At 62.4% G+C, this 18,195-nt stretch carries 15 protein-coding genes; all 15 read right to left on the minus strand.

The features are described from left to right. Positions 1 to 495, minus strand: a 495-nt coding sequence (locus ACFMO7_RS13580; RefSeq protein ID WP_376796024.1) for an ROK family protein, incomplete at its 3' end; no start/stop codon positions are given. A 36-nt stretch (positions 496 to 531) separates the two neighbouring features. Beyond that, the gene (locus tag ACFMO7_RS13585; RefSeq protein WP_376796025.1) at positions 532 to 1,404 is read right to left on the minus strand and encodes a carbohydrate ABC transporter permease; all 873 of its coding nucleotides are present in this window, start codon (positions 1,402 to 1,404) and stop codon (positions 532 to 534) included. Between the two features lie 83 nt (positions 1,405 to 1,487). After that, the gene (locus ACFMO7_RS13590; RefSeq protein WP_376796026.1) at positions 1,488 to 2,381 is read right to left on the minus strand and encodes a carbohydrate ABC transporter permease; all 894 of its coding nucleotides are present in this window, start codon (positions 2,379 to 2,381) and stop codon (positions 1,488 to 1,490) included. A gap of 272 nt (positions 2,382 to 2,653) precedes the next feature. Next, positions 2,654 to 4,000, minus strand: a complete 1,347-nt coding sequence (locus ACFMO7_RS13595; RefSeq protein ID WP_376796027.1) for an ABC transporter substrate-binding protein — start codon at positions 3,998 to 4,000, stop codon at positions 2,654 to 2,656. Between the two features lie 124 nt (positions 4,001 to 4,124). Then, on the minus strand, positions 4,125 to 4,874 hold the full coding sequence (locus tag ACFMO7_RS13600; protein ID WP_376796028.1) for a sugar isomerase domain-containing protein: 750 nt from the start codon (positions 4,872 to 4,874) through the stop codon (positions 4,125 to 4,127). Between the two features lie 57 nt (positions 4,875 to 4,931). Continuing rightward, on the minus strand, positions 4,932 to 5,693 hold the full coding sequence (locus ACFMO7_RS13605; RefSeq protein ID WP_376796029.1) for a GntR family transcriptional regulator: 762 nt from the start codon (positions 5,691 to 5,693) through the stop codon (positions 4,932 to 4,934). Between the two features lie 469 nt (positions 5,694 to 6,162). Further along, complete coding sequence (locus ACFMO7_RS13610; protein ID WP_376796030.1) at positions 6,163 to 6,669, minus strand: hypothetical protein; 507 nt, start codon at positions 6,667 to 6,669, stop codon at positions 6,163 to 6,165. Then, positions 6,666 to 7,916, minus strand: coding sequence for an amidohydrolase family protein (locus ACFMO7_RS13615; RefSeq protein ID WP_376796031.1), 1,251 nt, complete (start codon positions 7,914 to 7,916; stop codon positions 6,666 to 6,668). The genes ACFMO7_RS13610 and ACFMO7_RS13615 overlap by 4 nt, the downstream gene beginning before the upstream one ends. Positions 7,917 to 7,964: 48 nt before the next feature. Continuing rightward, positions 7,965 to 8,723, minus strand: a complete 759-nt coding sequence (locus tag ACFMO7_RS13620) for an ABC transporter permease (RefSeq protein WP_376796032.1) — start codon at positions 8,721 to 8,723, stop codon at positions 7,965 to 7,967. A 68-nt stretch (positions 8,724 to 8,791) separates the two neighbouring features. Beyond that, complete coding sequence (locus ACFMO7_RS13625) at positions 8,792 to 9,739, minus strand: ABC transporter ATP-binding protein (protein ID WP_376796033.1); 948 nt, start codon at positions 9,737 to 9,739, stop codon at positions 8,792 to 8,794. 47 nt (positions 9,740 to 9,786) lie between these two features. After that, positions 9,787 to 11,490: a SagB family peptide dehydrogenase gene (locus tag ACFMO7_RS13630; RefSeq protein WP_376796034.1), complete on the minus strand. Its 1,704-nt coding sequence runs from the start codon at positions 11,488 to 11,490 to the stop codon at positions 9,787 to 9,789. Next, positions 11,477 to 12,661 (minus strand): thiopeptide maturation pyridine synthase, encoded by a 1,185-nt coding sequence (locus tag ACFMO7_RS13635; RefSeq protein ID WP_376796035.1) that lies wholly within the window; start codon positions 12,659 to 12,661, stop codon positions 11,477 to 11,479. Before ACFMO7_RS13635 ends, ACFMO7_RS13630 begins: the two co-directional genes overlap by 14 nt. 15 nt (positions 12,662 to 12,676) lie before the next feature. Continuing rightward, positions 12,677 to 13,735 carry a thiopeptide-type bacteriocin biosynthesis protein gene (locus ACFMO7_RS13640; protein WP_376796036.1) on the minus strand — a complete coding sequence of 353 codons (1,059 nt, stop codon included), beginning with the start codon at positions 13,733 to 13,735 and terminating at the stop codon, positions 12,677 to 12,679. Continuing rightward, on the minus strand, positions 13,716 to 16,544 hold the full coding sequence (locus ACFMO7_RS13645) for a lantibiotic dehydratase (RefSeq protein WP_376796037.1): 2,829 nt from the start codon (positions 16,542 to 16,544) through the stop codon (positions 13,716 to 13,718). Before ACFMO7_RS13645 ends, ACFMO7_RS13640 begins: the two co-directional genes overlap by 20 nt. 16 nt (positions 16,545 to 16,560) lie before the next feature. Continuing rightward, positions 16,561 to 18,183, minus strand: a complete 1,623-nt coding sequence (locus ACFMO7_RS13650) for a SagB family peptide dehydrogenase (RefSeq protein ID WP_376796038.1) — start codon at positions 18,181 to 18,183, stop codon at positions 16,561 to 16,563. Positions 18,184 to 18,195: the final 12 nt, after the last annotated feature.

Here is an 18,195-nt window from a genome sequence, read left to right on the forward strand (position 1 = left end):
GCAACGGTAGTCAAAGTTGAGCCAGCCGAAAGCGCCAGCGCTCCCGTGCACTCCACGCACGATGCGTCCATCAAGCAGCAAGGCTCCCCCGATCCCCGTGCCCACGCTCAGCAGGGCCGCACTGCGCCGCCGGCGGGCTGCTCCGCGCCAGACCTCGCCCAGTAGCGCCAATTGAGCATCGTTACCCAGGACCACAGGCACACCTAGACGTCCCTCCAAATCCTCTGCCAGGTTCCGTCCATTTAGATAGGGCAGATGGGGCACCCACAAGGCTCGACGCTCACTGCACGTGCCGGGCAGACCCACGCAGACACGCCAGAGCGCTCTTCCCTCCTGGGCAGCTTCTCGGCCCAGCCGCTCCAGGGCGGCCAGAAAGGTCTCATAGCTGGCTGGGGTCGCCAGGCGCGACGTCAGAGCCACGGCTCTCCTTCTGCTCGAGGAGCGGAAATACGCCCCCTGGATCTTGCTGCCTCCGACATCGATTCCCAGATACATCGTCAAGGCTCCTCCGTAGAAGCGCAGGCGGACCAGCTAGCCCTTAATGCCGGTCAGGGAGATCCCCTCAATAAAGTAGCGCTGGGCCCACAGCGTCAGCAGTACGCTGGGCAGAATGCCGATCACCGTGCCCGCCATCACGATATTGGTGAAAGCTACGCTCGACGTGTAGGTACGCAGGCCATTGAGTGAGAGGACCACCGTGCTCATCTCTGGCGAGTAGACAATCGAGAGCGGCCACAGAAAATTATTCCACTGGAAGACAAAAGCAAAGAGAATCAAGGCTGCCGCCGCCGGGCGCAAAAGGGGGACCACCACCCGCCAGAGCAAGGTCCATTCCGAGGCGCCATCCAGACGGGCCGCCTCCAGCAGCTCATCGGGAATACCGGCAATAAACTGACGCATCAGAAAGATCCCGAAGCCGTTGGCCAGATTGGGCAGGATCAGGCCAGGATAGCTATTGTCCAGATGGAGCGCGACCATCATGCGATAGAGCGGGATCAGCATCACAAACTGAGGAACCATCATCGTAGTCAGCACGCAGATAAAGATGATCCGCTTGCCTCGAAAATCATGCTTGGCAAAGACGTAGCCGGCCATGATGCTTGTCACCAGGATACCGGTCGTCGAGCAGACCGTCACGATCAGCGAGTTCACGATGGCCCGCCCGAAGGGAATCACCTCAAAGACCGTCTGGTAGGAAGAGAAGGCGGGATGGGCCGGCCACCAGATCGGTGGCAAGGCCCCCAGATCGGCAGGGGTCTTGAGACTAGAGGCCAGCAGCCAGAAAAAAGGGAAGAGCATCACCGCCAGGATCAGCAGCATCACACTATATTGCCCCAGCAGCCCAAGCGAGCGCCAGGCGCGGCGTCGCCGGCCATAGTCCTGCACAATCAAAGGCAACTGCATTGCAACACTCCTCGAACAGCATCCGCTCCACACCGGAGCCATCAGCGCACCGCCCGAGTCAGGCAAGAGCGCGCCGAGTCGCCTCACAACGAACGGAAGAGGCGCAACTGAAGCAGAGAGAGCGCGAGAACGATCGCCAGCATAATCATGGCCATCGCGCTTGCCAGACCGGCCTGCCCATAATTAAAGGCTGTGATATACATCTGATAGGCCACCACATCCGTCGAGTTAACGGGCGACCCCTGGGTCAATACATAGACGGGATCAAAGACCTGCAAGGTATTGATCGTCAGAATCACAAACACAAAGGCCAGCGTTCGTCTCAGCAGCGGCAGAGTAATCGACCACTGGCAGCGCCACCAGCCGGCGCCGTCGATCGCGGCGGCCTCGTAGTACTCTCGCGGGATCTCCGTCAGACCGGCCACTACCATCACGACATAGTAGCCCAGTGTCTGCCAGACATTCAGGATTACCAGAGCTAGCATCGCCTCATGGACCGAGCCAAGCCAGTCCTGGGGCGGCAGATGTAGCCAGCCAAGAATCTGATTGAGGGGTCCATACTGCGGCTCGTAGAGATAGCCCCAGACGATGGCCACAGCCACCGTCGGGATCATGTAGGGGAGGAAGAGCACGGTGCGCAGCAGGTTGCGCCCGTAGATGCGCGCCTGGTAGAGAAAGAGGCCCAGCAAGATGGCCAGCGGCAAGACGATGACCAGGTTGGCCAGAGAATAGAGAACGACATTGAGCAGGGCCGTGCGAAAGATAGGCTGGGCCAGGACCAGCGAGTAGTTCTGCAGCCCGACCCAGCGCATGCGCGCGTAGGGAAGAGCCATTGAACCCTGGTGCAGACTGATCCAGGCAGTCAACACGATAGGCACCGCCACAAAGAGCGTCAAGAGGCCCAACCCTGGTGTAAGCAGGCCGATCGTCGCCAACCGTCTCGTCGAGCGAAGGATGGCGGGGCGCTCTCCTGGCATAATCTCCACTCCTTCACAACAATTTCTGCAACAGAGAGAAAGAGAGCAGGCAGCGAGCGGCCCGACCTGGCTCGCGCCTGTCGCCGACCGGTCCTCTTGCAAAAGAGCCGAGAAGAGGAGAGGAAAGGAGAGAACGGAGCGCCCCAACCCTTTTCTCGCCCGGTCAACGCGAGCTGAGCCAGAAACAGCCGAGCGAAGAGGGAGTCCCTCGCTCACGCCAGACATAGACCCCTCTTCGCTCAGCCCGCCCAGATAGCCAGGCTGCTCTGCTCTCAGGCGTAGTAGCGGCTGAGAATCTGGCTCAGGTTGCTCTGGGCCTGCGCCATCGCCTGCTGGGGTGAACTCTGGCCGTACATGAGGGCCTCCAGAGTTTTCTGCAGGCTGGTAGTCAGCTCATCGCCCCCCAGGACGGTCGGGAAGGGTATGCTGTTCTTGAGCTGCTGTACGTAGGTCTTGATAAAAGGCGTATCTAGCTCTGCCTGGTGTGCGCTCAGATCGGAGGTCCGGCTGGGCAGAATGCCCATGCCCATCAGAATATCGCCCATGGCGGACGAGCCGCGCTGGCCACTCTGGGGACCATTGAGCCACTGGAGAAATTGCCAGGCCGCCTCTTGCTGAGCGGGATCGGCGTTAGCGCTGACAACAGTGCTCCAGGAGTAAGAGACGCTGTGCGAGCCGCTGCCATGAGGACCGACGGGGATCGGGGCGGTGCCGACGTCGTTGAAACGCTCTCCCATGCCCGCCCGGAGGTTGCTCTCCCACCAGTTGGCCATGATGATCATGGCCGTCTTGCCAGCCACAAAGTTATCAAGGTACGGGCCTGTCGTCGAGGCATTAGCCTGGCCCATCGCCGGATCCGTCACCTTGTCGCGAAAGATCAGCTGATAGTAGAGGTTGGCGGTATCCAGGGCCGCCTGGCTCGTCAGCAAGGGCTGATGGTTGCTGCCAAGCAGTTGGCCGCCGTCGGAGTTCATCAGCGAGAGCCAGGGATGGACTACGCCGCTGTTCCAGCTCGTGATCACTCCAAAGCCCTGCTGCACAATCTTGCCAGAGCTATCGCGCTTCGTCAGCTTGAGAGCGTCGCTGATCAGCTCGCTCCAGGTCGTCGGCGGGGCTGTAATCCCGGCTTCACGGAAGAGGGCCTTGTTGTAGTTAAGGGCGTAGAGGTCAACCTCATTGGGATAACCATAGGTTTTGCCATCGACCTGAACCGCCGATACGACGTTCTGAGGATAGGCTTGCTGGATGTCCTGAGCAAAAGCGGTGGGAGCCTCAGCTACCAGACCGTCCTGGACAAGCTGAGGCAGCCAGAGGTTGTAAATGCCCATGATAGTCGGGCCGCTGGCGCTCCCCCCCTGGGTCATAATCGTCGTCAGGAGGTTGCCAAAGGGCACCGTCCGCACCTGGATGGCGACCTGGGGATGAAGCTTTTCGTAGGCCCTGATGGCCTGCTTGAGCTGATCGACCTGGGGCCCCGACCAGTGCGTCAAGTAGCTGATCGTTACTTTGCCAGTAGAGGAGCCTCCGGCGCCACCACAAGCGCCGACCAGGAGGGAACAGAGGACAGCAAGGATGAGTAACGCGATTGGGCGCAGGCGTGGACGCGGATACGGTGGCATAGCTACCTCCAAAGAAGGATCTCAGACGACAGCGGCCCTCACCAAGGAGGCAGGCCGTCGCCGGGCAAGCGGGAACCATTGAGCTGAGATCAACAGGAGTCCCGTTTCAACTGCAGCATGGGCGTCAAGAGCCGCAAAGTCGACGTCGAAAGGCTTCGTAGACCTCCTCATTGTGTCGAGGGCTGACCCCTTCGGTATTGGGCGAGGCAAATGGCTCAACAAGATAACCACGACGAGCCAGCGCCAGGGCCGTTTCGCTGACAATGGCCTGCAGCAGGGCAATCGCTGCCAGGGTCGAAACTCCGCCAACCTTGCCGTTGACACCCGGCACCGATACTACGGCATCCTCGGCAGGCACGCCGTTGAAGAGGACCGCATCGGCAATGTCGCCGATTTTTCGGCCACTCGAGTGCAGGGCGGGACGCTGGCGGTGGTTTTCTTCCGAGGTGATGGCAACCACGTAGAGACCTGCCGCTTTGGCCGCCAGGGCCATTTCCACGGGCGCAGCATTTTGACCGCCGTGCGAGATGACAATCAACATATCGGCTGGCTCCCAGCGCGTATGACGCAGGAAAATACGGATGTATTCCTCCTGCCGCTCTAGCCAGAGCAGCTCTTCCGCACCGCCAGGCCCGCTAACGGTCGTCCACATCAGGCGAGGATCCATGATGGGATAGAAGCCGACATAGCCCCCGTAGCGCGGGAAGCAGTCTTGCACTGGGAGCACCGAGTGACCACTGCCAAAGAGGCGCACCCAGTGACCACCGGCAATGGTTTCGGCAGCCCGCTCCGCCACAGTACGTATCTGCTCTTCCTGCTCCTGAAGTCGCTCAATAACCTCGGCCACGGCGGTCAAATAGGGTATTGCTTGCATACTCACTCCTTCACCGATCCACAGATAAGGCCGGCAGCACAACAACGACCTGGCTGGCTAGGGCTTGCGCCTGGAGGCCCGCAAAAAGAGCTGCACGCGATAGCGGTCGCCACGCAGAACAGAGACGACGAATTCGAAGGGCCGTTTGGCCTCGTCGAAGGTCAGACGCTCGACGTAAAAGCCGCAGGCTCCCTCGCTGACCTGCAGCAACTGGGCCTGCTGAGCGTTGAGCGAGGTGATCGAAAAGATTTCCAGGGCCTCCGTCGGGACAACTGCATAGCGCTCCTCCAGATACTGATAGAGCGAACGCTCATTAAGATCAGCCTGCTCCAGCCCGGGAAAGCGCGCCGCCGGCAGATGGGCCGTTTGAATGCCCATCGGGCTGTCGTTGGCGTAACGCACACGATGAATGACCACCAGCGGCTCGCCAGCTTCGATGCGCAGACGGTGGGCCATCTCCGGCGGAGCCGGTTCGCGCTGGATGCTCAGGACGCGCGCTCCGGCATGCATCCCTCTGGCCGCCATCTCATCGCTGAACGAGGTCAGCCCTCGGGCCCCCGCCGTAATCGTCAGGTCACGGACAAACGACCCTCGCCCCCTCTCACGCACGATCAGCCCTTCGTCAACCAGCACCCCCAGAGCCTGGCGTACCGTGGTACGGCTGACACCATAGAGCTGGCACAGCTCCATTTCGCCCGGTAGCTGCTGCCCCGGCTTCCAGGCTCCGCTGAGAATGCGCTCGCGCATGTCGCGCTCGACCTGGTAATGCATCGGTACCGGGCTGCTTTTGGAAGCCGTCCGATAGCGAGACTCGCTCATGGCGTTGATCCTTCCGCCGCTGATGAAAATGTCATAACATAATGACATTTTAATGGCCGCCGTTTCCAAAGTCAAGGGGACCAGGGACCTTCCCCCGAAAGGGCAAACAGTCGCGGATCGTGAGTAGGCGAGGTGGTCAGAAGAGACGCGGCCTCCGGGCTGACCGAAAGCCGGACGAGAGGCGCTGTGGTCCAACTCCTGGGAGCGCGCAAGCCCCAAGGTCCAGTGGCTGAGGGGGCACCCTTCAGGCCAGACCCTGAGAAAACCCTCGAGGGTCAGCCGCCAGCACCGCCGACGAGGCTGCAGGCGTGACCAGAAGGCGCTGACGGCAGAAAAGAAACAGCAGCCCGACCCGGAGGGAAGGCCGAGCGCTGGCTGTCTGGCCGCCCAGCCCAGAGGAGGATAGCTGAAGAGCTGCTTCAGCCGCTTCTATCGATCGATTCTATATATTAATATTATCTATAGCCGCTCAGCGGTTTGCCCCTGGCTGCTGGCGCCGTCTCGCCAACAGAAAGCAGGCAAAGAGCAACAAATCGAGGCCCAGCATGGCCAGATAAAAGCCTGCTCCCAGCACGCTCTGCTTAATCGCCAGAGCCAGAGGCCCGCTATAGAAACTGAGCACCGCTTTGACGGTCAGCGCGGTGACCGCTCCGAGTAGGAGGGCGGCCACAATTTCGCCGACAGCCCGCTGTCCTGGCGACAGCCAGCGCCTCAATCCTGCTAGCAGGACTAGAACGAGGCCCGAAAGCAGGCAGAGTCCCTGGCCACCGAGCAGGCCAGTCTGCCAGCCGCTGAGGACCAACTGTGGTCCCCCAGGGCGACTTAGCTCGGTATAGCGCCAGGGAAGAAAAACCGAAGCCAGCAGCGCCAGCGTCCCCAGGGCAAACAGCCCCTCAGCAAGGCTCACCGCGTTGAAGCGCCCCCTGCCGTGCTGGCTCTGGCGAGAAGAAGGCCGAAAAGAGCTTTCTCGGTTCACAAGGTGGACTCCTGAAAGGAAGTGGATGCAGATCGACGGCGGAAGGCTGAGGTGGGACGGGCAGCGATACAGCGCCCGGCCTTGAAAACGGCCTCAACCTGTCTGAGATTGCCAGGATGGTCCAACGGGTTGGCCCGGAGTAGCAGGAGGTCAGCCTGATAGCCGGGCAAGAGACGGCCCAATTGGTCGCCGCGTCCAATTTGTAGCGCGGCCTGGCTGGTGGCTCCGGCAATGATCTGAGCTGGCGGAATACCCGCAGCGAACAGCAGCTCACACTCGCGCAGCAGGGCGGCCCCGAAGGGCAGGCCCGGATTGCCGGCGTCGCTCCCCACGCCGAGCAGCACGCCGCTCTCGGCCAGGAGCCTGGCGTTCTTCATTGCCAGGCCGAGAAAGCGCGGCGCCAGCCGCTCAATAGCGGCCAGCGTCGGCACGTAGCAGACACGGCGACTGCTCAGGAGGGCGGGCAAGTCCGGGTCGCAGATCTCAACATCGTCGCAGACGATTCCATGCTCAACTCCATCGCAGCCAAGCTGCACCGCCTCCCGCACATCCGCGGCGGTCATCGTATGGACGACTACCTGTAAGCCGCGGGCGTGGGCCGCCTCGACAATGGCCGCTAAGACCTCAGGCCGCAGCTTGGGGACCTGCACCTCTTCCTGAGGGATCACCAGGCAGGCGGTAGAAACTACTTTGATGAAGTCGACGCCGCTGACCGCTAACTGCTCGACCACCGCACGCGCCTGCTCTGGCTCGCTGAGTTCACGGGTCGCAGCGCGCCGCAGAGCCGTCAATCCATGAAAGAGATCGGCGGTGGGGTGGCCGCCTCGAGCAGTGAGAAAAGGGCCGGCCATCACGAGATTGGGAAAGAGAGGGCCGCGAGCCGCTCCCGCCCGCAGACGGAAGAGCACCTCGGGCAGGCCCCCGAGATCGCGCAGGGTGGTCACTCCAGCTGCCAGCGCCTGCCGTCCATGAGCAGCCAGCAGACGGCGAAAGTCGTCGCCGCTCTCAAGGCGCTCCTCGCTAGGCGAGGTGAGATGCGTATGCATATCGATCAGGCCGGGCAGACAGTAGAGGCCGGAGCAGAGAATCTCTTCTCCTCCCTCCTCCGCCTTCAGCGGCAGATGCTCATGGGCTTCCGTAATCGCCTGGATGCGTTCCCCCTGCAGCCAGAGATCACATCCCCTCCTGAGCTGAGCCTCGGCCCCACCCTCGATCAAGCAGATGTCACGTAGGACAGTGGAGTTCATTCGATCTCTCCTGAGACGCTCGATTGCCGCAATCCGCCGCTGAGCGCCTCAGCGCAACATGCGAAAGAAGGCCGCCGAAAGGCCAAGCGAGACGGCACAGTACAGCAGGCAGCCGATGATATCGGCAAGCGGGGCGCTGCCCGCGCTTCCCTGCAACATGGCGCCGCGCAGCAGGTCGGCTACCATGTAGGAAGGCGTGAACGGGGCCACCTTCGAAACAACGTCAGGTAGAATCTGCAAGGGCAGCAGAATGCCCGTCAGAAAGGTCAGCAGAATGTAGAGGCCCTGACTGATGATGTTGCCCAGCTCCACGCGGTCGGTGAACGAGGCAATGACCTGCCCCAGCAGGAGAAAGACGGCAGAGCCAAGGACAATGAAGAGGAGCGTTAGCGGAGCGTAGAGCAGGTTAAACTTGAAGTTGAAGACCAGGCTGCCGACGATAATGGCCACCACGGTCTGGACAACGATTACCAGCACCTGGGTACAGGCCCGGGCCAGCATGACTTCCCAGGGGGCCGTTGGCGTCACCAGGATGCGCCTGAAAATGCCGCGCTCGCGCCAGGTGATCATTGCCGTTGAATTTCCCATGAGGCCGGAGGCGATGATGTTCATGACAATGATGCCGGGCAGCAGCCAGATCGAGTAGGAGATGCCGCTACTCCCTGGCAAGGGAATGACATGCTGGCCAAAGACGAAGCCAAAGAGGAGCAGCGAGCCTGTCGGCACCAACAGGCTAAAGAAGAGCAACGTGCGGCTGCGAAAGGCCAGGATGGTAAAGAAACGGAACTCAGTCCAAAAGCGTCGCATGGGCGATTCCTTTCTCATCTCGTCTTGCTAGAAGGTGAAAGCCGGGAAATGGAAGGAAGAACCAGCCGCTAGTCCACAGGTCCAAGGCTGCGGCCCGTCAGGGAGAGAAAGACATCTTCCAGGTTGGGCTGGCGGATCGAGACGTTTTGTGGACGGGTCCCCGTCTCCTTGCCGATCTCTTCCAGCAGCGTCAGGACGCGCTGCGGATCGGAGGTTTGCACGCTGAGCAGGCCATCGTCGCTGCTGAGCGACTGGACGTATGCCGCCGCCCGCAGTTGCTCCAGTTTCTCGGCTGGCAGCCGCAGGCTGGCCCGCACCGTTGAGAGGTTGCCCATGCGCTCGATAAGCTCGCGGGGGGCCCCCAGGGCCAGAATCTGGCCACGATCGATGATCCCTACGCGGTCGCAGAGGATCTCAGCCTCCTCAATGTAGTGGGTCGTCAGGATGATGGTTTTGCCTTCGCTGCGCAGGCGGCGCACAATGTCCCAGATATGATGGCGAGCCTGCGGGTCCAGCCCGGTGGTTGGCTCATCCAGTAAGATGATGGCTGGATCATGGACCATCGCCAGCGCCAGGGTCAGGCGCTTCTGCTGCCCCCCAGATAGCGTGCCGATGCGGGCGTTGCGCTTCTCGGCCAGGTCAAAGCGCTCTAGCAGGGCCAGGGCCTCGGCTCGCGAGGGGAAGGTGTTGTAGAGCGCTCCGTAGAACTGGACAGCCTCCAAGGCCGTCAGGTCGGTAAAGAGGGTTTCATCCTGAAGCTGGACGCCCAGCATGCTCTTCACTTTGCGCCGGTGATGGGCAACCTCGTACCCGTCAACGCTGATGCGCCCCTCTTGAAAGCTGATCAGCCCCTCGATACAGGATAGCAGGGTGGTCTTGCCCGCTCCATTAGGGCCGAGCAGACCAAAGCATTCGCCCTGGCAGATCTGCAAGGAAACGCCGTTGAGGGCTTTGAGATCCCCGTAGGCTTTGTGGACATTTTCTATTGCAATGATCGCGGCACGGCTCCCGCTCACGACAGTGACCTCCTTACTCCCAAAGGTTGATGCTGCTATGCTCGCCGCTACTCCGCTGACCACGCTCCTGCTGCGATCGCCGGTAGCGGCATCTCATAATATTGACCCGCCAGACGCTCGGGGGCAATCAGTACCTGAGCCAGGGCTGTTGCTCCGTTTTCAAGGCCAAGTAGATGGTTCACTCCTTCGATAGAGTAGGCCAGACTGGTGTGGCAGCCAAGGCCGAGCAGGGCGGCTGCCAGATAGAGACGCTGAATAAGGCTGCCAGCCAACATGTTTTGGATGCGATACCAGCGGGCTCCATAGCGGCGCGCCCCTTCGTTGTACTCTCCGACCGGAAAGAGGTGTAGGTTGATATGGTAGACATTGTGATATCCAGTATGAGCCACTATTTGCTGTAATTGTATGCGCTTATCCCCTGACCTTACAAGCTGCAAATGGCGAGCACCAGGGGTATAGCAGTAGACGCCGGGATCGAGATCGCGCACGTTGGCAGCGATTACGTAGAGCAGCAGGTGCGGCAGCGAGGGCGCCGCGGGGGCAATGTCGCTCTGAAGGGGACGCCCCGCGACCGAGAGTAGCTGAGCGCACTGTTGCTGACTGATGCTGCCGGGCTGAAAATAGTGACGGGCGGAGTGACGGAGTGGCGTGCCTGCTGCCAGCTCCAGCCCGGCGTCGTCCTTCATGGCGATGGTGGGGGCCGCCTGCGGTCCGGCCAAAACCTGCCTGGCTTCCTGGCTCGCCCACTGGTCCGACGGCGGGCGATGCCCGTTGATAAGCGAGTCCCGGTGCAGAGCTTCCGAAAGGGGCAGGGAGCTGAGCGGCTGCCAACGAGCCTGCTCGGCTACCGCTCCGGCTCGGGGCGCGGCGGCTTTGAAACAGCGCTCTACAACGGCAACGGCTTGCGCTCCGCCGGGCCTCTCCCTCTCCCCGAGGCCGAAGACGATGACGACGTAGGCGCTCTCGTAGGCCCCATCGAGCTGCAGCAGGGCATTGACCGCGCTGTCGACAAAGCAAAAGTGGACGCTGCTCTCTAGCCCGTAAGAGCGAGCGACTTCCAGACACTGGCCCAGGACGATCCCCAGGTCGAGACTCTGCAGGCGATAGGCAAATTCACCATATTTGAAGGCGTTTTTCCAGAAGACGCAGCTCAGAACGAGCGCGAAATCGGCCTCGCAGCTCGGCGAGGCGAGCAGCGCCTCCAACAGGGCTGCCAGCGGCTGGTCACTGCTCTGATCCGAGGAGGCGCAGACCTCGCGGATCACGTCCAGGACGTGGTGAAGGGGGTCATAGTGGTAGACGCCAGCAGGCAGCGCCTGAGCGGCCCCGATTACGGCGTAGATCTCGCAGGGATAGAGGCCGCCCCCGGAAGGCACTGGGCGCAGCAGATCCTGCTTGAAGGGATGCTTGAGCGGGTCAAGGATCGGCAGCGTGCTGCCAACGGCGATAGCGTTATGGCTCTCGGCCCCTGTCCAGCGCTGACGAGTCACCCCATAAATGTCGGCCAGCATCTGGCCAAACTGGTTGAGTCCAAAGGGCTGCCGAGCTTGCGCCCGCGCCCGGAACGGCTGGTACGGGAGGCGCAGGCAACTGCAGCCGCGATAGAGTTTATATTTGAGCGGCGCGCGCGGCCAGTCGACAACCTCGCGATCGGGAAAGTGCTGCGCCTCGGCGATGTAGCGCTGGAGGGGCGTTATTGCTGCTGACGGCAGCCCCGGCTGGGAGGCCGCGCGCTGCTCATGCTCCTGCATGTTGCCCCCTTTCCTTTGGCAGCCAGGACGGCTGCACGGGCGGCTTCCCGTCGCTGAAGGCGCTCACCATCTCCGCGGCGCTGATCTTGAAGGCTTCCTCTACGGCGTTGGCCGCCAGGTGGCAGAGCAGAAAACGATCGATCGGCCGCAGACCCAGACGATTGAAATGCAGGTAGAGCAGGTTGAGCACCAGGCGATAGCTCTGGAACCAGGGATCGCTGTAGAGAGCCTGCTTCCGCCGCTGATCGCGCTCCAGCGCGCTGTGGAAGGGACTGGCGGCCAGCTTCCCGCGCACGGGAGAGGAGGGCGCGTCGCCCGCTTCCAGAGCCGCCGCGCTTAGGTCGATCTGGCCGGCGGCGATCAGGTGGGCGGCGCGCTCTTGATAGCGCTGCATTAGCTCTGACCAGGCCAGAGTGAAAGGAAAGGTATCGTCACCCCGCTCAAGCGCTTCTAAGAGCAGGCGCAGCCTGGCAACCAGGGTTTGGGCCTGAGCCAGGTAGCGACGATCAAGAAGGGAGCGCGTTCGAGCGGGGTCAGAGCTGGCAACGATGAAGCCTTCGGCATGCGAGCGGTAAGAGATGAAGCCGCGCGCGATGTGCTGGCCCTGGCAATGGGCCACGGTGAGCATCAGATCGAGACAGAGAGTTAGCAGCGAGTGGCCCTGGCGCAGGTAGGCCAGCATGGCAAAGGCCAGCTCGTTGGTCTCCACGTAGAAATCTTCGAGCAGGGTCGCCAGGGCCTCGGAGCCGAGCACCTGTAAACGGCGATCGTAGGGCAGATACTGAATCGAATTGTCGGGATAGAGAGGGAAGAATGGCCCGCTTTCTCGCTCCTGGCGCGCCAGCGTGGCATAGAGCGGCTTCAGCCGCTCCTCGTCAAGGCGGACGCTGGAAGGGTGCTGGCGCAGGTAGTCTCCCACGGTCTCTTCGATCAAGGGCTTGAGCGCCGCTGTGAACTGCGTCGGGGAGCAGTAGAAGCGTAGACGCAGGTGGGGACCGCGCAGCCAGTGGCGCACGAAGAAGAGCCGCTCTGTGATGGACCTGGCCTGGGCGAAGAGCGGCTGAATGCAGTCGAGGAGCAGCCCTTCTTTCTGCTCGTCGTAGTAATAGACATGGACGCTCTGCCAGTCGCAGGCTCGCGGGCCTAAAGGCGCAGGACAATTGCTCGACATGGCTTGCTCCTTTGGCTAGAGAGGTCTGCCTTCCTCCGCGGCGGGCAATTGGTTTCTGGTCTCGCCGCCTTCTTCAAGTGCTCGTTTGAGCAGATGGAGCACGTAGGCCTCTTCGACGATGGAAAGGCCGAGCCGATTGTTGTGCATGTGGGCGCAGCGCAGCAGAATAGTCAGCGGCAGGCTGAGGCTGATCGGTCTCGCTCTCCTCAGCGTCGCAGGAGGCTCAGGCGACAGTTGCTGGGAATACAGTAGGCCGGCCTGCTCCAGGGCAGAGAGTCTGCGGTAGAGCTGGCGAATGGAGCGCTGCCAGCTCGCGACAGCCGTTGCAGGCCCAGCGTGCTCAAGATCAGGCTCTGGCTGAGACGAGAGACGCAGGAGCAGCTCGCACATCTGGCTGAGGTGCTGGCGCTGGCGCTCGTAGCCCTGATCAAAGCTGGCCAGGAGTTGGGTACGCAGGCTGGCAGGCATACGCTCCCAGGAAGAGGAGAACTGTTCGATTACCCGGGCCGTCGCCGCGCGGTCCGGGTCAGCCAGAGCGGCGCTCAGCAGCATGGTCGCCAGGCAGTGAGCTGTGCGCTGCTTGCGATCGGCGCTCCTCGTCAGGAACGCCAGGGCGATGGTGCTCGATTCCCAGAAATGCTTTTCTATGTAGGGCATGGCCTGCTGGCCGCCGTAGTGCTCGTATTCTGGAACATAGGGCAGAAAGTGCAGGCTATTGTTCGGATAGAGTGGTCCGCGCTGATCATAGCCATACTCGATGTATGAGAGATAGCCGCTCAGCTCCTGGTAGCGCGCCGCGTCGAGGGAGTCGGGAGCTGGATGGTGCTGGAAATACTGGGTGGCGGCCCGACGCACCTCATCCCTGATCTGGGCCGCGTCTTCGGCTGCTCGCGGCAGAAGGCGCAGGCGAAGATGCGGCCCCCCCTGCCAGTAGCGCACAAAAAAGTAGGCGTCGATAAGAGCTTTCTCCTCTAGACGAGCGAGCAGCGGCTGCACGCACTCGACCAGCAGCGCGCCGAGATCACCGTGATAAAAGAAATGGGCACTGATCCAGCTAGCGCCAGGCCGCTCCATGATCTGTGGCTCCCCGGCTGTTGACTTCAAAGATGTATTCGCAGACATACTTCCCCTCCCGCGTGGGTAGCAGGTCAGCCTCTGCTGGCAGAGCTTCCTCCAGGAGCAGGCCGAAGCGGCCCTTCTCAATCAGGCGCTCGAAGGTGCCCAGCGCGAAGTAGCTCTCGAAGTCCATGTAGACAGGCTTGCGCTCCTTGCTGAGCGAGTATGCGGGAACGTCAAGTCCCTGGCCCTGGACGGCCTGGAAATCGAAGGGATTGACCCGCAGAAAGCAGCGCGCAGGCAGGCCGTACCGCGTGCGCCAGCGCTGCACCCTCAAGAAGTAGTCGAAGGGCGCCTCGCCTCTGTGGCGCAGGGGTAAGCAGGCTGGCGGCAGGTGCCAATGGGCGCGCTCGAGGCAGATACGCCCTAGACAGGTGCGCGGCCTGTAGCGCGGCTGCGGCTCTTCTGTGCCCCTGCTCTCGCCCTTGAGGGGCTGGTCAAGCAGGAGCAAGCGCAGGCTCCACAGATGCTCGGTGGGCATCTCGCCGAAGGCCCACAGCAGAAAGCGATACAGTGGGGGCAGCCAGTAGTCCGACATCAGCCCCAGATGGATCGGCAGCAGCTTGCGGCCCAGGCGCCTGGAGATCAAGAGCAGGCGCTGACTGGCGGGATCGTGCTGGACAAGCAGATCACTCAGCGGCAGGCTCTGACCGTGACTGCCGCTACCGAAAGAGCCAGGATAAGCGATCTCAAGCTCGCCGCCAGGCAGTCGCAGGTTTAGATTGGAGCCAAAGACGCCCTGGATGGCGATCGGCAGGGGATCTTCCTCCGCGCTCGGGAGGAGGCCGCCGCTGTTCATCTCAGCCGGCTCCTGGGACCTGGAGGCCAGGGCTGCTTCCAGATACCCCAGGCGACGCAGGCTGCGCCCAAAGCCACTCTGAATAGAGTTCAGCACCAGGTAGCGCTGGCCATCTTGCCAGTAGAGCTGACAGTGGAGAGCGAGCGAGCGTGGAGGCTCTCCCCATGCGGGAGACTGGGCCTCGAGTGCCTCTAGCCGGGCAGCCAGCCACTGGCGCTCGAGGTGGCGGACACCAGCCTTGTCAGGGGGCTGCTCAGCAAGAGCACCTGCTAGCTCCTGACGCAGGACCTGGAGACGGGCCAGTTCCTCGTGCTCGGTGGGACGACTGCCGAGGAGGGCGCCGAAGAGCTGCATCCCCCGGATCGGACTGGGCAAGGCTGAAGATGTCGAGGGCGTTCCTTCGGCCTTTTCGAATAGGCCCGGCATCAGGCTCTGACCCTGGCGATAGCACTCCTCGTAGAAGGTCAGCAGATCGACGGAGGCGCCCTCTCCATAGCGCCTGCCGAAAAAGGTCGCCAGGGCCAGGCGCCCGGCAAGCAGTGGCTCACAGAGGGCGATCAGTCGCCGGACCAGGGCCAGATCGGCGAGCAGGTCGCTCTCCAGGGCAGGGAGATTGCCCCCAGGCACCTGCTTGATGAGAATATGCTCGTAGATCAGGTTCTTGGCCGGCAGAGAGTAGCCGGGTCGTCCGCTCAAGCCTAGCTCCTCAAAGAGGCGCTCTAACAGGGCGCGCAGGTGCTGCAGGATGGCATAACGCCGGCGCGCCTCGGTAGCCCGCTCATAGGCGATCAGCGCCTCGTCTAGCTCTATCAGCTGAGCGCGCAGCGCTTGAACGGGCGCCTGGCCGATGGAAGCAAGGGCCTCGCAGAGACGCCGCAGATAGTCATGAGCCTGCTCAGGAATGGCAAAAGTGAGCTGCAAGAGGCCGCAGGCGATCAGTTGATCGAGAAAGGCCGCCAGTTCTTGGCGCCGTTCCTGCGGGTCCAGGGCGACGAGCGTCTCTAAGAGCGTTCCATAGGTCAGTGGCTGCCGGCCCTCGACGAGCTGGAGGACGATCTGCAGGGCCGGCGTGGCTCGCAGAGCTACCAGCCGCTCTTGACCCAGCTCATCGCGACTGACGAAGCGCACACCCCCCGCCTCTCTGGCAAGCGAGGGATTGAGGTTGACCGGCAGGGAGGGGCGAATGTCGGAGCGCCGGGCCAGCGCCTGGGCAAGGTGGTGCACGAGCAGGATGTTGGCCTCGATGACGCTCTGACCACGTTCCAGCTCGTCCGTCTCAGGCGCGAGCAGCTCGGTGCCCCTCTCTCGCTCGGACACCTGGAGAAAGCGACCACGGGCCAGGGCCGTAAAGGTGCTGTAGGGACTGGTTTTGGCAGCCATGCGCGCCAGATAGTTGAGCAGGCCATCCTCGAGCTTGCGGTCCAGATAGCGCCCGGCCTCCGCCGGAGGCGCTGCCAGCCAGCGGCAGCAATCCAGGTAGAGGCTCGGGCTGGCAAGCAGAACGCCCTGGAGGAAGCGCTCCCGACCGACCAGCTCGCGCAGAGCCTCGCGGCGTTCGCCCAGCTCCGCCTCGAAGAGGCGACGGGCCTCGGCGAGCAGAACGCTACGCCGCTGGAGCAGCTCGTGCCAGCGCAGGATTTCCTCCCTTAGATCGGCGGGTAAGGCGGCCAGCAGGGCCGGAGCCAGATGCGCCGCCGCCGGTGGACGTCCCTGGAAGATGGCCCGCCGAAGCTCGATCAGTTGCTGGCGTCGCCGGCGCTCTTCATCGCCCGTCAGCCTGCCAATCGCCGTGTGTAGCCTTTCCGAGAGCCGGTTCCCGCTGCTGCTGAGGACCTCCTCTACCTGCCACAGCTCTTCGATGAGCGCCAGGCTGCGTTGAAAACGCAAGGCCGCCAGTGCCGTCAGCGGGAGGCCGGCGATCCGTATGACGTATTCCTCTGCCACACTGCAGTTATGCTGCTCTTTCATGCCCCTCTTCTCTTCTCTAGAGACGAATGCTGTGACGGTAGCGCGCCCCCGCTCCCGCCTCCGGGCGCTCCTGACCAACGGCTATCAGAAACAGAGGGAGGGCCGCCCGCTCGTCTAGGCCCAGCAACTGCTGACAGCGATCGAGATGATAGCTGTCGCTGCAGCGCGCGACCAGGCCAAAGGCCGCGCTCAAGACGCAGAGACGTTGCGCCACCAGGCCGCATTCCATATTCATGATGCGATAGGCACGGTTCCCCAAGGACGCGCTGAGGTCTTCGTAGTTGGCAACCGGATAGGCAACAAAAGGGGCGCTTCCACAGTTGACAGCGGGGGTACTGTGAATGGCCTGGAGCTGGGCAGCCACTGCCCGCTGTTCAAGCAGATGCAGTCCGCCACAGCCCTGGCAGAGACGGTAAATCCCCGCGGGAATATCGACCACATTGTTGAGAGCCAGAAATAGCTCCAGGAAGGGCGGCCTCATTTGCCCACCGAGAGTGAGGTCGCTGGCGTACGGGGCCAGACTGTAGCGCACGATCTCCCAAAAGGTTTCTCGGCTCAGGGGCCTGGCGAGCGGCAGGAAAAAGGTGTCGCCTGAGCTGCGCCTGTGGAGGGCCTGGGCTAGCTCAAGCTCCTCTGGCCAGGGGGCTGGACCCTGCAGCCTGATGTCGTTCTCGGCGCAGGTCGAGGGCACGGGCGCCAGCGAGATTGCCAGTTCGGCGCTGCTCTCAAGCCGCGAGTGCTGGTCGATTTCCAGCAGCCTCTGACAGCGCTCGCGGTCAAGCGTACTCAGCCTGATATGCTCCGGCGCCAGCGCCTCGATCTCGGCCAGAAGTGCATCGGCGCTCACTGCCCCAGCAGGAAGCCGCTTGGCCGGGGCCCGCTCCCCGCCAGCGGGATAGAGTACCAGCGCCGCAAAGGGACTCTCCTCGCCGTCCTCCAGGCCCAACAGGCGAATGAGGACGCGATCAAGAAACTGGTAGTGCACCTGAACACCCAGACCCAGCAGACCACAGACCAGCAAGATGTTGCCGATCACCATCCCCACCTCCTGGGAGCACAGCCGGTAGGAGAAGTTACGGTAGCGAAAAGCGTTCTTCCAGAAATAGGCGCTCACAAAGAGCACACCCAGGCTCTCTGCCAGCTCGCAACCGAGAGCCGCACCCAGCAAGGCAGCATAATCGCCCTGTCTGAGGGCAGCCAGACCGTGATGGAGATTATCGTAGTGGTAGAAGCCCGGGGGAAGAGACTCGACCGCCGGCAGCCAGGCGTAGAGTTCGGCGGGGAAAAAGCAGCGAGCGGAGGCGACCAGACGATGGAAAGGCCAGCGGACAGCCAGGCCGCTATCGTGGCGCGAGAAGCCATAGCTGTAGTAGAGAAGGCAGGAAAGGGTCTGATAATCCAGGGAGTGCCTCCTTTGCTGGCCGTGCTCACCCTGGCCTCCAAAGGCCCGCCGCAGATCGCCCAGGTAGAGCGGAAGCTGTTGGCCAAGCGAATAGTGGGGGACGCCGCGATAGATCTTAAACTTGAGCGGCTCTCCGGGCATGCCCTCCTCGCCCTGGCCCTCGGCAAAGAGCTGCGGCAGGTCATAGTAGGTGGCCTGCAGGTAGCGCAGACCAATCTGGCGGTCCTGGTTGCTCATAGGTGCTCCCTC

The organism is Thermogemmatispora sp. (assembly GCF_042408735.1).
Classification (GTDB): Bacteria; Chloroflexota; Ktedonobacteria; order Ktedonobacterales; family Ktedonobacteraceae; genus Thermogemmatispora.